13 protein-coding genes are annotated in these 12944 nt (G+C 62.8%); 3 read left to right on the top strand and 10 right to left on the bottom strand.

Features of this window, described 5'->3' with window-relative positions; genetic code table 11:
* Positions 1-2: 2 nt before the first annotated feature.
* The 3 genes from hemQ to hemE form a co-directional block, all read right to left on the bottom strand.
* Complete coding sequence (gene hemQ / locus CRD15_RS08525; protein ID WP_034970708.1) at positions 3-719, bottom strand: hydrogen peroxide-dependent heme synthase; 717 nt, start codon at positions 717-719, stop codon at positions 3-5.
* A gap of 115 nt (positions 720-834) precedes the next feature.
* Complete coding sequence (gene hemG / locus CRD15_RS08520; protein ID WP_187402358.1) at positions 835-2286, bottom strand: protoporphyrinogen oxidase; 1452 nt, start codon at positions 2284-2286, stop codon at positions 835-837.
* Complete coding sequence (gene hemE / locus CRD15_RS08515) at positions 2283-3413, bottom strand: uroporphyrinogen decarboxylase (RefSeq protein WP_187402417.1); 1131 nt, start codon at positions 3411-3413, stop codon at positions 2283-2285. The genes hemG and hemE overlap by 4 nt, the downstream gene beginning before the upstream one ends.
* A 132-nt stretch (positions 3414-3545) precedes the next feature.
* Between hemE and CRD15_RS08510 the strand changes: the two genes are divergently transcribed.
* Together CRD15_RS08510 and CRD15_RS08505 are read left to right on the top strand one after the other, a co-directional pair.
* Positions 3546-4178 carry a DUF3000 domain-containing protein gene (locus tag CRD15_RS08510; RefSeq protein WP_034975344.1) on the top strand — a complete coding sequence of 211 codons (633 nt, stop codon included), beginning with the start codon at positions 3546-3548 and terminating at the stop codon, positions 4176-4178.
* Positions 4179-4241: 63 nt separating this feature from the next.
* Entirely contained in the window at positions 4242-5531 is a 1290-nt protein-coding gene (locus tag CRD15_RS08505; RefSeq protein ID WP_187402357.1) for an HRDC domain-containing protein, read from the top strand.
* On the opposite strand, the gene dxs is transcribed toward CRD15_RS08505, so the two are convergent.
* From dxs to dut, 5 genes are all read right to left on the bottom strand, one after another.
* Positions 5513-7411: a 1-deoxy-D-xylulose-5-phosphate synthase gene (gene dxs, locus CRD15_RS08500; RefSeq protein ID WP_070551445.1), complete on the bottom strand. Its 1899-nt coding sequence runs from the start codon at positions 7409-7411 to the stop codon at positions 5513-5515. The two genes, CRD15_RS08505 and dxs, sit on opposite strands and share 19 nt — an antisense overlap.
* A gap of 109 nt (positions 7412-7520) precedes the next feature.
* A complete protein-coding gene (locus CRD15_RS08495; RefSeq protein ID WP_255463815.1) occupies positions 7521-8870 on the bottom strand; it encodes a class I SAM-dependent RNA methyltransferase in 1350 nt (449 codons plus the stop codon).
* The gene (locus CRD15_RS08490; protein WP_187402356.1) at positions 8836-9573 is read right to left on the bottom strand and encodes a DUF3159 domain-containing protein; all 738 of its coding nucleotides are present in this window, start codon (positions 9571-9573) and stop codon (positions 8836-8838) included. Before CRD15_RS08490 ends, CRD15_RS08495 begins: the two co-directional genes overlap by 35 nt.
* Complete coding sequence (locus CRD15_RS08485) at positions 9573-10241, bottom strand: DUF3710 domain-containing protein (protein WP_237746798.1); 669 nt, start codon at positions 10239-10241, stop codon at positions 9573-9575. The genes CRD15_RS08490 and CRD15_RS08485 overlap by 1 nt, the downstream gene beginning before the upstream one ends.
* 63 nt (positions 10242-10304) lie before the next feature.
* Positions 10305-10796: a dUTP diphosphatase gene (dut, locus tag CRD15_RS08480; RefSeq protein WP_051892250.1), complete on the bottom strand. Its 492-nt coding sequence runs from the start codon at positions 10794-10796 to the stop codon at positions 10305-10307.
* 106 nt (positions 10797-10902) lie between these two features.
* Here dut and CRD15_RS08475 point away from each other — a divergent pair, with 106 nt between their 5' ends.
* The gene (locus CRD15_RS08475; RefSeq protein WP_034970694.1) at positions 10903-11388 is read left to right on the top strand and encodes a DUF3093 domain-containing protein; all 486 of its coding nucleotides are present in this window, start codon (positions 10903-10905) and stop codon (positions 11386-11388) included.
* A 58-nt stretch (positions 11389-11446) separates the two neighbouring features.
* Here CRD15_RS08475 and CRD15_RS08470 read toward each other — a convergent pair whose 3' ends face one another.
* Complete coding sequence (locus CRD15_RS08470; RefSeq protein ID WP_034970692.1) at positions 11447-11746, bottom strand: DUF4193 domain-containing protein; 300 nt, start codon at positions 11744-11746, stop codon at positions 11447-11449.
* A gap of 139 nt (positions 11747-11885) precedes the next feature.
* Complete coding sequence (locus tag CRD15_RS08465; RefSeq protein WP_080716702.1) at positions 11886-12884, bottom strand: inositol monophosphatase family protein; 999 nt, start codon at positions 12882-12884, stop codon at positions 11886-11888.
* Positions 12885-12944 lie beyond the last annotated feature (60 nt).

Genomic DNA, 12944 nt, shown 5'->3' with positions numbered 1-12944 from the left:
AGTTAAGCCAGCGACTCTACGAAGCCGGCCAGGTTCTCCTGGGAGCCGTTCACACGGCGGCCGGTGAAGAACGGGGTTTCCTCGCGCACATGGTGGCGGGCCTCCGTGTAGCGCATCTTGTACATAAGCTCAACAATGCGCTCCAAGGTCGGGGATTCGAAGGCCAAGATCCACTCATAGTCGCCGAGCGCGAAAGCAGGAACGGTGTTGGCGCGGACCTCATCGAAGCCCAGTGCAGCCTGACCGTGCTCGCGCAGCAGGCGGGAACGCTCCGCGCGCTCCATGGTGTACCACTCGTAGCTGCGGACGAACGGGTAGACGCAGATCCAGTCGCCCGGATCCTCGCCCATGATGAAGGACGGTAGGTGCGCCTTGTTGAACTCGCTGGGGCGGTGCAGGCAGGTGTTGGACCATACCGGCTCGCAAGCCTGACCCAGCTGAGTCTCCTTGAGGAAGCGACGGTAGGCCGCCTGCAGGTCTTCCATCTTCTCTGCGTGCCACCAGATCATCACATCTGCTTCGGCACGCAGCGCGGACAGGTCGTAGACGCCGCGGATCTCCAGATCCGCGTCCGCGTAGGAGTCAATGAATGCCTGGAAGTCTGCAGCCACCTCCGAGCGCTCCCCCAGTACACCCGGCTCAACCTTGAAAACCGAGTAGTTCGCAAAGCGGACGACGGCGTTGAGGCGCTTGATTTCCTGCGCGTTCAGTTCACTCATGGTGTTTAAGCCTTTTAGCCTTTCTTGGTTTTGAGTGTCGCGGGTTTTCCCACACCCGCATGTGCAATCCAATTTACGCGACCCAGTACATGGGAGGGGGTAGGCGTGGGGAGGGTCACGCCATTTCGCGGATGATCTCCCGGGCCGCCTCCACACCGGAGGCCGCACAAGCTGGCACGCCCACGCCGTTGAGCATGGCGCCGGCCAGTGCCAGCCCACGCACACCGAGCACGTCGTCGTAGGCCTGCGCCATCGCATCCATGTAGCCCACTCCGTAGCGTGGCAGGCCACCCCACCAGCGCTGAACGAAGTACTCCTCCGGGGTCTTGCGCTCGCCAGTGATGCGCTCCAAGTCGTCGACTGCGAAACTCAGCAGAGCACGGTTGTCCACTTCCAAGTGCCAGGGGTTAGAGAAGCTGCCGAAGCTAGCGCGCACGAAAGCTCCTCCCCGCTCGGCCAGATGCGGCCACTTGCGGGAAGAGAACGTAAAAGCCTTCGCCTCGGTGGGGGCGTCACTTCCCAAAAGAACCCCAGAGCGCTCCGGGATGCCATGGGCGGAAGCCATGCGCATGCCGACGACTACGCTGCTGGCAAGCTCCACCTCGCCCAACACGTCCGCGGCCGTGGGTGCCATGTACTGCAGAATCGCGGATGCGGTCGGGGCGGGAGTGGCCACAATAACCGCGTCGAACTCACCGATCGGATCGATGTAGTAGCCAGTGCGGGTGCGGCCGATGGATTCCACCGCCGTATTGCGCAGCACCTCGGGGTTCGCGTGACGCACCAGTGCGTCCACCAGGCTGGCGTAGCCTCCGCGCAGACTGCGGAACACCGGCTTGGGCTTCTCCCTCGCCTCCGGCTGTGCAGCCGCACGCTTCGAAAGAATCGCTTCCACGGCATCCACCAGGAAGAACGGCTGGCCGTTTTCGCCCAGACGATCAAGTTCCGCGGCAAGCTGCGGGATGGTGGCGCGGACACCCAGGTCGAATCCGTCGGCGGAATACACGCCTCCGAGCAGCGGGGAGACCAACCGGTCGACCACGATGCGCCCCAATCGGGCTTCCACCAACTGGCCAACAGAGGTGTCCTGGCCGGGGGTCCACGTCATGGGCTGACCGTTACGCTCCGCGTCGATGCGGGCAGCTCCGTCCTTGCCGACGACCTCCAGCACGTCCTCACCACGGGCGGGGATTCCCATCAGCGTGCGGCGGGGGATGTCCACCAGGGCACCGTCGACGTAGAACCCACTCGGCAGGCCAGAGGGGGTGCACAACTGATCGCCCAGCCCGACGGACTCGATTAGCTCTGTGAAGTCCTGCCGAAAACCCAGGTAGGCCTCCGCTCCCATGTCCACTGGGCCGTTGGCGAAGTTAACTGTCTTGAGCTTCCCGCCCAGACGGTCGTAGGCCTCGGTCACCAGGATGCGGGCATTCGGCCCCAACTGTCGGCGCAACTCCCAGGCTGCGCTCAGACCCGCAATTCCGCCGCCGATGACGGCGACGCGCAGCCCCTCCAGCCCGGTGGTATCTAGCTTCTCGAAGTGGCAGGAGAACTGGTTAGCTTTCATCGCTTGTGAACCTCCTCAAAGGCGCGAGTGATGGCATCCGGATCCGTGTTGGGCAACACCCCGTGGCCGAGGTTGAAGATGTGCCCGCGAGCCTGGCCGCGCTCGATAGCTCGGTCGGCCTCTGCACAAATGCGGGCGACGTTCTCTGCGGTAATGTCCGGGCCAGCGAATAGCACCGCAGGATCCAGGTTGCCTTGCAGTGCCTTCGCGCGGCTGGCAGGCTCCGCGGTGGGTTTGGCCTCTTGCAGTGCGGCAGAGATACGCGCCGCCGCAGAGTCCATCGGGACGCGCCAATCCACTCCCACCACATCCGGGCCGGCCAGAGCCATATCTCCCAGTAGCTCGCCAGTGCCCACGCCGAAGTGAATCATCGGAATGCCATAGGGACGCATCGCATCGAAGATCTGGGCGGAATACAGCTGGACGAATTCCCGGTAATCCCGGGCGGACAAGTAGCCCGCCCAAGAGTCGAACAGCTGCAGGGCATCCACGCCAGCCTCCGCCTGAACCTGGAGGAAGCGGACAATTGTGGGCGTCAATCGGCGCATCAGCGAATGCCACACATCAGGATGGGTGTACATCAGTGCCTTCGTGACCTCATGGTTCTTCGATGGGCCACCTTCCACCAGGTAAGAAGCGAGGGTGAAGGGCGCGCCTGCGAATCCGATGAGCACCTGGTCGTTGCGCAGCCCCTCCAGAACTCCGCCGATGCCCTCGACGATGCTGTCCAACTGGCCTGGTTCGACGACCGGCAGCTCGTCGACAGCCTCCTGCGTGCGAACCGGGTGCTCGACGACCGGACCCCGACCGGCCACAATGTCCAACTCCACCCCCGCTGCCTTAAGTGGCACCACAATGTCGGAAAACAGGATCGCTGCATCGGCATCGTGCCTCCGCACCGGCTGCAGCGTGATCTCCGCCAACAGCTCAGGGTTGAAACAAGATTCCAACATCCCGTGGTTCTTGCGAATCTCGCGGTATTCAGGCAGCGAACGGCCTGCCTGGCGCATCATCCACACTGGTCGGCGACTGGGTTTTTCGCCGCGCGCAGCGGCCAGGAAAGGCGCATCCTTATCGGCTCGGCGGCGTGCCTCGGCAGCAGCGACATCGGCGGGCAAGTCGGACATAGGATCTAGGCGATCAAAAGGCTCACGCGTCATGGCCTCCATTATGCCAGCGCCAGCGGAGCGCCCGACAATCACAATCGCCTCGGCGCGCCTCACGTCCGCACCAAACCTTAAAGGCTAGGTTTAGGCCTTGTGAGCCAAGAGACTGAGATCCCAGAGTACTTCCACGAAGCCGTGCGCTCCATGTCGGAAGCACATGTGCGTCGCGGCATCAGCGTCGGCGATATTCGCCCTCCCCGCAACCTCGCACCCCTCAGCCACGCCATCGGCCTCGAGGTGCTGCCCGCCGACGAGGACACCCCCGGCGCCGAATCTAGCGCTACCCCCGCAGGCGACGCCTTTGGCCGCCTCATTCTGCTGCACGACCCGCAAGGCGAGGAGCAGTGGAAGGGCAAGAAGATGCGCATGGTCGCCTACATTCAGGCGGACATGGACGCCGCCGTTGCCTCCGACCCCCTGTTGCCGGATGTTGCTTGGGATTGGCTTAAAGAACAGCTCGATTCGCCGGAATGCGAGTACACCGACCTCGGCGGAACGGTCACTTCTACCGCCTCTGTTCGTTATGGCGACATCGGTGGCCCGCCGCGTGCCTTCCAGCTGGAACTGCGTGCGTCCTGGACTGCCACCGGCTCTGACCTGACCGGCCACGTCCAGGCTTTTGCCGAGGTTCTGGCCAACGTCGCTGGCTTGCCACCAGAGGGTGTGACCGCACTCGCCTTCGGCGCCCGTTCCGCGGGCACCGCCAGCGCCGCCAACGACTCTTAAATCGCACGCCTCCGCAGTGCAGCTCCAGCGGCCAGCAACGCGCCCGTGGCGTATCGTTGTCGTGTGAGCTTTGTATCTGTCCCCGCCGCCGGTACCCCGCCTCTGCGGGACACCCCGGAGCAGATCAAGGAAGCCACCCGCGCCCTCGCCGCGGGAACCGGCCCCATCGCCATCGATACCGAGCGTGCTTCCGCCTACCGCTACAACGACCGCGCCTTCCTCATCCAGCTGCGGCGCCGCGGTGCCGGAACCTTCCTCATCGACCCAGAAGCGCAGCCCACGGCCGCCGCCCGCATGTCGGAGGTCGTCAATAGCGCCGACTGGATCCTGCACGCCGCACACACGGATCTGCCCTGCCTGATGGCTCTGGGGTGGCAGCCGCAGCGTCTGCACGACACACAGATCGCGGCTCAGATCCTCGGCGCCGAACGCATCGGGCTGTCCGGCCTGCTGGAAGATTTTTTCGGCATCGAAGTACCAAAGGACAAGGGCAACGCCGACTGGTCGCGCAGACCGCTGACCACGGAGATGCTCAACTACGCGGCCTTGGACGTGGAATGGCTCATCGAGATCCACAAGCTCTGCATGCAGGAGCTTGCCGAAATGGGCCGTAATCAGTGGTACAGCCAGGAATGCGCCTATGTGCTCGAATCCGCCACGGCCCTGGCCGACCCCGACTGGACCTCGATGAAGGGGCTTTCCTCTCTGCGTAGACCCCTGTCACGCAAGGTCGCCCACGACTTGTGGGAGGCGCGCGATCAACTGGCCCGCCACCGCGATCTATCCCCCGAAACCATCCTGCGCAGCCGCGACATCGTCGCCATCGCCGGTCACGTCGTCGACGATCCGAATGCTGCGCTGAAGCAACTCCGATTTTGTCTGCACCGCTCGCGGGTTCGCCTTGCCCCGCGGGCTCGCAGGCGGTTTACTGAGGTTCTTTCGGACGCCCTCACCTCCGCCCCCTACGACCTCGAACTAGAGCACTACCGTGCGCCCCGGCACTCGTCCCCCGGGATTCCCGACCACAAGATCTGGCCCCAGGAATACCCGCGCGCCGCTACCTACGCAGATGCAATCCTGTCTGCGGCGGACGACGTCGCCGATAATCTACAGATACGGCTGGATACCATCGTCACCAGGCGAAACCTGCGCAAGGCCGCCTGGGCCTGCTGGCTGGCGGAGGCCAGCCATGCCTACGACGGGGCGGCCGACCCACTGGCCGAATGGGAGGATCTTCTGGGCACTCAATGGGAAAGCCTGGGGCTGCGTCCGTGGCAGGTAGAGGTCCTCCTCAACGCCACCCTCCCCGCCGTGGCCGGGGTGTATAGCGGGGACTACAGCTTCTGGGCGTAACCCAGTACGGTGTCCACGACCGTGTCGACGTCCAAGCCGAGCTCCTCCAGCACTTCCCCGCGCGAGGCGTGAGCCAGGAACTTCTGCGGCACGCCCAGGATCCGTACCGGCACGTCAATGCCCGCGGCGGATAGCTCGTATTGCAGGGTGCTGCCGGCACCACCGTGGATGCCGTTGTCTTCGATCGTGACAACCAGATCGAAGTCCTTGGCCAGCTCCAGCAGGTTCTCCGACGTGGGAATGACCCAGTGGGGATCGACGACGGTGGCGGAAAAGTCGGCGTCACAAAGAGCTTGGGCGGCAGCGAGGGCCTGCGCGGCCAGAGCGCCGAAGGAAACAATGAGCACCTTCTTGCCAGAATCGGCACCGTCGCCGCCCTGCTCGAAGAGCACGTCGTAGTCGGCTTCCTCTCGCACCGCAGGAATCGCTGCGGGGGCGTTGCCCTTCGGGAAACGCACCACGGTAGGCGCATCGTCGATGGCCACCGAACGGTCGAGTGCCAGCTCGAGGGTGCGCGCATCACGCGGCGCGGCGACGTGGATGCCCGGCACGATGCCCGTGATCGACATGTCCCACATACCGTTGTGGCTGGCGCCGTCGGAACCGGTGATGCCCGCGCGGTCGAGGACGAGTGTCACACCTAGCTTCAGCAAGGCGACGTCCATCAGCAGCTGGTCGAAGGCGCGGTTCAGGAATGTCGAATACACAGCAACGACGGGGTGCAGACCACCGAGCGCCAAGCCGGCAGCGGAGGTCACCGCATGCTGCTCGGCGATGCCGACGTCGTAAGTACGGCTGGGGTGTACCTTGGCGAAGTCGGCCAGACCCGTAGGGCCAGCCATGGCGGCGGTGATGGCAACTACGTCCTCGCGCTCGTTGGCGATATCGATCAGGCGATTGGAAAACACCTTGGTCCAGCTGATTGCGCCCTCGGTCTTCTTCGCCATCGACTCGCCGGTAATCGGGTCGATCACGCCGGTCGAGTGCATCTGGTCGGCCTCGTCCTGCTCCGCTGGGTCGAAACCCTTGCCCTTCTGCGTCACGGTGTGGACGATAACTGGGCCGCCGTAGTCCTTGGCATAACGCAGGGCGTTTTCCACCTGCTTGAGGTCGTGGCCGTCGACCGGGCCGATGTACTTCAGCCCCAGCTCCGGGAACATCTCGTGCGGGATAACGGTGTGCTTCACGCCCTCCTTGAAGCCGTGAATCACCTGGAAGGCACGGTCGCCGACCCAGCCCATGCGTCCGAGGGCGTTCTTTCCGGTATCCATCACCCGGTCGTACATGGGCTGTAGGCGCAGCGCGGCCAGGTTCTCGGCCAGGCCGCCGATCGTCGGGGAATAAGAGCGCCCGTTGTCGTTGACGACAACAACAAGGCTGCGCTTCTTTGCTGCAGCGATGTTGTTGAGCGCCTCCCAGGTCATACCACCGGTCAGGGCACCATCGCCCACGAGGGCAACGACGTGCCGGTGCACCTGCCCGGTGAGTTCAAACGCCTTGGCCAGACCATCCGCGTAGGACAGAGATGCGGAAGCATGGGAAGATTCAGTCCAGTCGTGCGGGGATTCCGCGCGGTCGGGATAGCCGGACAGGCCATCCTTTTGGCGTAGGGTATCGAAGAGGTCACGGCGACCGGTCAGGATCTTGTGCACATAGGCCTGGTGGCCGGTGTCAAAGATCAGCGGGTCCGACGGCGAATCGAATACCCGGTGCATCGCGATGGTCAGCTCCACTACGCCCAGGTTCGGCCCCAGGTGGCCGCCGGTGGCGGAGACCTTCTGGATCAGAAACTCGCGAATCTCCGCGGCCAGCTGTTCGAGCTGGTCTGCATCCAGTCCCTTTAGGTCAGCGGGCGAGGACACCTTGTCGAGAATTCCCATGTGAAGCTACTCTTCTCCATCCTTTATCGCGCGCCGATGAGTGATTTTCGTTCTATTCTAACGGCGCCCTAGCGAATTGAAAGAATCCGCTGTGAGTCCGCGCTGCTACCTAAGAATCAGCTCGTGAACCAGCTCGACGGCCACGGGTAGGAACTAGATATGCCAATAGCTCTACGTGGTGGTTAAGGCCGAATGCATCCACTACGCACAGCTCCTTGATCGCATAGCCCCGCTGAATCCATACACCCAGGTCACGGGCTGCAGTGGCAGGGTCACATCCGACGTGCACCACGTGGCGCGGCCGTGCCTTAGCGATGTCGATAATTGCTTGCGCACCCGCACCCGTGCGCGGCGGATCCACAACCACGGCGTGGACTTTTCCGCCCCGTGGGAGGCTAGAAACGCTTCGGGCTACATCGGCGTCGACGAACTCAACGTTGTCGATTCCCGCCGCTTCCAAGGCCCGCGCCCCGGCTTCACTGGCGCTCCCGGCAACGTCTACGCACACTACGCGGTCGGTTTTACGGGACAGCGTGGCACTGAATACGCCCGCGCCGCCATAGAGGTCCCACGCGGCGGAAGCGCGCTGCTTGCCCGCTGGCGGTATATGCCGCGCAATCCAGCTGGAATAGAACTGCGGTGCAGCGCTGTGAGCCTGCCAGAAGTCCTGTACCTGGCTCTCCCACTGCACATCGAACTCACGATCCAAGCCCTCGCCATAGTGCACTGTGCGGGTGACGGTGGGTAATGGTCCGCCCGTAAGCGCTTCCGCCTGCGGTCGTCCAGCCGATCCCTGCAGCTGCACCATGCGCCGGGTGCCGTCGTCCCCCACCGCCACGGCGATTTCCGTGTTCGGGGTCAGTCGCCCTGCCTCCTGCAGTTGCTGGATGTCCTGCGCCAAACCGTCCTTCAGTGCGTCACTCCACTGCGCGCATTCGTGCTCCACCGACACAACGTCGTGGGAGCCGCGGACGCGTTGCCCGACGGTGCCTTGGGCGTCAACGGCCAGGCGCACTCGGGTTCGTGAACCCGCGTAAGGTTCCAGGCTCTTCGTGGTCACCTGAATCTGGTTCAACGTCTCGGAGTCGATCTTGCCCACCCGGCGCAGCTGGTCCAGCACGACCTGCTTCTTCAAATCCAGCGCGCCGATAGCGTCCACAAAATCCAGGTCACAGCAGCCCGCTCCCGCCTTCGCCGCTGGACACAGAGGTTCCACGCGGTGCGGGTGTGGCTGGCCGACCGCTGTCGCCTCACCGGTCCGGAAGCCCTTCTTGGAGTTCGATTTCCGCGCCGGATCCAGCGCAACCGTCACATCATGCTCCCCGGGCAGCCCACCGCGCACAAACACGACTTGCCCGTCTAGCCGACCAATCACGGTGCCGCCGTTGGCTGGCCCCTCCAGGTTGATCACTACTTCTTCCTTCTTAGTGACGCCCATCCGCTTCCACTTCTTCGTCATTTCCCACGGTGCTGTCGGTCTCCGCTTTCTCGGGTTGATCAGCGTTCTCCGTGTGCCGGCCCTCCGCCTTGTTCGCAGCCTTGACGGCCCAGACGGTGACGGCCACCGCGACAAGAGTTAACGGCCATCCCATGGCAATACGGGTGTAACCCAGCGCGTCGGTCTTGTCGGCTACATAGAGCCACTGCTGAATGCCGAAGCGTGCAAGGAACACCAGTGCCCAGGCAATCGTGGCGATGTTGAATGCCTGCACGGCCCGACGGTTAGTGCGCCAACGCTGGTCGTCGCCATTGATTCCGCGCCAGATCACACCGACCAGGGGCCAGCGGACAAAGATCGAAATGATGAAGGCGATACCTGCCACCAGCGAATACCAGATGCCATAGGCGAAATATCCCTTTGCATCCCCCATGAACCAAGCAATGGCTGCGCACAGCGCGACGGCCATGAATCCAGATATTGCGGGCTGTAGATTTTCCTTTCGCGCCAGCCGCCACACCAGGATCGCCACCGCTACTGCGAGCGCAGAAATCAAAGCAGGTGTTAGCCCCCATTGACTGTTCACAGGCACGAGGACAAGCACGGGCAGGGTCGACGAAACCAGCCCGGACAGACCACCCATCTGCTCCAGCAGAGTGCCCTGCTCTTCCTTGGTTTGGCTCTGCTTCTGTCCAGATTCCGCCGATTCGGTCGATTCGGCCATTACTGCTGTTCTCCGCCGTTCTGTTCAGCTTCCATCTGCCGCAGCTGTTGCTCCATCTGCTCCTGCAGAGCCGGTGACATCAAGACCGGCAGCGCCTGACCAGCCGGGATCGGATCATTGCCACGCCGGATAAAGGTACGTGCGACAATCTCTCGGGCGATCAATGCCAGATCCTCGGCCTTGGACTTTTCACCAGCCAACGTCATGCGGAACATCCAGCGCGGGCCGTTGGCGCCGATGATGCGCATCTGCCCCTCACCAGCGACTGCACAGATTTCCTGGCCCCACGGGCCATCCTCCAGGTGCACTTCCAGCCCGTCCTTGGTCATGCCCGCCACGGTCTCGTCGATGGTTTCGGCCCACAGGTCGCCGTTGCGAGGCGCAGCGAAAGCTACGGGTGTCAGGCGACCACCGTCAACCTGCAAGTGGATCATCTGTGGCCCCTCCGGCCCCATCTCCACAATCACTCCACCGCCACGAGGCACTGGAATCACCATGGAACCCAGGTCGAGGGCACCGGCGGAGAAGTCCGAGAAGTCGAAGTCCTCGAAGTTCACGGTGTCACCGTCAAAGGGACCGAAGTCGTTGTCTTCCTGCCCCTGCTCGGCCACCACCTGCTCCATCTCTTCAGCGGGGTTGTTGTCCTTCTTCTTGCGCCCAAACATCATCAAACTCCGATTCTCTGGATTGGCTTACTTCTGTGACTAGCTTCTTTGTGTCTTATACGCCGGTTATACGCCGGTCGACCCGTACCCGGACGCGCCACGGACGGTCTCCCCCAGGTCGTCGACGCTGTCTACTTCCTCCACGTCGCACAGGCTCACTTCCTGTACCAACAGCTGCGCGATGCGCTCACCGCGGGCCAGCTCAATCGGCTGCTCGGGATCCAAGTTGATTAGGCATACCTTGATCTCGCCGCGGTAATCTGCATCGATCGTCCCCGGCGCATTCACGATGGAAAGCCCCTTCTTCAATGCAAGCCCACTGCGCGGGTGCACCAACCCCACAGTCCCTACCGGCAGCCCGATGGCAATGCCAGTGCCCACCAGCTCCCGGTGCCCCGGGGCAATGGTCACATCCGTCGCTGCGTAAAGGTCGATGCCCGCATCCGTCGGGTGGGCGCGACGCGGCAAGGGCAGCTCCTTGTCCAACCGGACGATGCGCAGCGGGGCGTCGCTACCACAAGAGCTAGTGCTATCAGTTGCATTCTGCTTAGAGGTCACGATCACCAAGACTAACAAGTCAGCGGGCAAAGTTACGATGTCCAAACGCGGTGGGGCTAGAATTGCTTCACAGCACTAGAAGCGAACAATCAACAGGAGTTTTCAAGTGGCATCGGACAATCAGCAGGAAAAGCTGCTGTATTCGGAGCATCAGCGTGTCCCCCTGGTGTGGTGGCTCTTCGCCGCAGGCGTTGTGGCAATCATTTCCTGGCAGGCGCAGATGGGCCGACCGATGTGGGCTTTCTACGTCGCCCTGGTTGTTTCCGGAGCGCTGGCCATCTGGGCACTAATCCACTTCTCCCGCACCAAAGTGCAGGTCACAGAGGATTCCTCCGGTGAGCGCTGGCTCCACGTCGGACCCGCTAAACTGCCCGCGGAAGTGGTCAGCCGGAGCCTGGTTATTCCCCCCACCGCTAAGCGCGCCGCCATGGGGCGCCAGCTGGACCCTGCCGCATATGTCGTGCACAAAGGCTGGATCCCAACGATGGCAATGTTGGTTTTGAACGATCCGGACGATCCCACGCCCTATTGGCTGATTTCCACTAAGGAACCTCAAGAGGTTCTAGAGAAGCTGGGGAGCCCGATCTACTAACTGGTTCTTCTGTAAGGGCGATGAGCGCCGTCCTTATAGCTAAGCGCAGAACTGAGCGCTATGCGCAGTCCTTACAGATGTACTCGCCGTCACTGACAGTCTCTGCAATGCAGCTGCGGTGCTGCACCAGGAAGCAGACGCTGCACGTGAACTCGTCGTTTTGACGCGGGATGACAGAACCCGATAGTTCCTCACCGGACAGATCCGCCATCGGAACGTCGAAGGGTTCAACGATCTCGCCGTCGTCGGTATCAGAGATAGCTGGCTCGGCCTTTTCCGCCGCTTTCAGCCCCTCCAGAGAGTCGGTCTCGATGTCGTCTTCGGAACGTCGCCGGGGTGCGTCGTAGTCAGTCGCCATGTGGGGATCCTTCGTGATGAACTAGCTGAAAATTGCTTAAATTTGCTCGCTGTTCGCGGATCGTAGAGCACCAGTACCGCACTTGTCACTTTCACGCGCGGCAGGGGCGACTATTGGGGTACTTCCCCTCCCCCCGCGCCTAGTCCGCAAGCAACTCAGCGAGCTCAACAGCAACGCCGGGTTTAACGGCCATAACCAGCGCTTTTTCTTCCTTCATCACGGCGTAGTCAGGCGCTGCCACAATCGCCCCCGCCCGCGCTGCAATGAGCGCTCCGGCGGCATGGTCCCACGGCCCCAATCCGTGCTCGAAATACGCATCCACTTCCCCGCTGGCCACGCGGCAGAGGTCCAACGCGGCCGAACCGATGCGACGGATATCACGCACCCGCGGCAGCAGTCGCGTCAGCCGCTCGGCTTGGCGGCGCCGGTCCTCGGCCACGTAGGAGAACCCCGTCGCTACCAAAGCGCGGCCCAGGCTCGCTTCAGTCTGCGCCGGAACGACACGCAGCACTTCTTCGCCACCCTCACCAGCGCTGCCAGCTCCGCTGAGTCGCCGTGCCGGTCCTCCAGCGTGTGCCACGTATGCCTCACCAGCCTTCACATCGACAACCACGCCCGCCATCGGCTGACCATCCACCACCGCGGCAATACTCACCGCATATGCAGGTACGCCGTAGAGGAAGTTCACGGTTCCATCGATCGGATCTACGATCCACAGAACCTCCCCGCCAGCCCCGCCACCTGCACTGTCCCCGTCACTCAGCCCGCTTTCCTCACCAAGTACCCGGGAACCCGGCACTCGCTCCACCAGCTGCTCAAGAATCAGCTTCTCGCTGGCTTGATCTACCTCCGTGACGGGGTCCACCTCGGAGGTTTTCGTCCCCAGCACGCCAACGTGACCATGCTCGTCGGCCAGTTCGGCTCGGCGGCGTCGAATAAGAGCAGCGGCATTCAGCGCCACCTCGAGGGCTACGACCTCTAGCTGGGCAGGGCTCAGGGTTTCTTTATTTATCGACGCCCGATCCTCCCACCCCGTGACGGCTTCATCGAAGACGTAAAGCTGCACCTTGCCGGGGCTATCTTTCTGCGTGCTGTTGAGGACGCGTGCTACATCGTGGGCGATGTGGGAACTTTCCATGAGCACCACTGTGCCATAATCGCCACCGTAATCACCTCCGACAACTCAGCGGAGTAATGA

It is taken from the genome of Corynebacterium sp. LK28, from assembly GCF_014335105.1.
In the GTDB taxonomy this organism is placed as follows: domain Bacteria; phylum Actinomycetota; class Actinomycetes; order Mycobacteriales; family Mycobacteriaceae; genus Corynebacterium; species Corynebacterium macclintockiae.
This window is presented reverse-complemented; position numbering and strand designations above follow the sequence as displayed.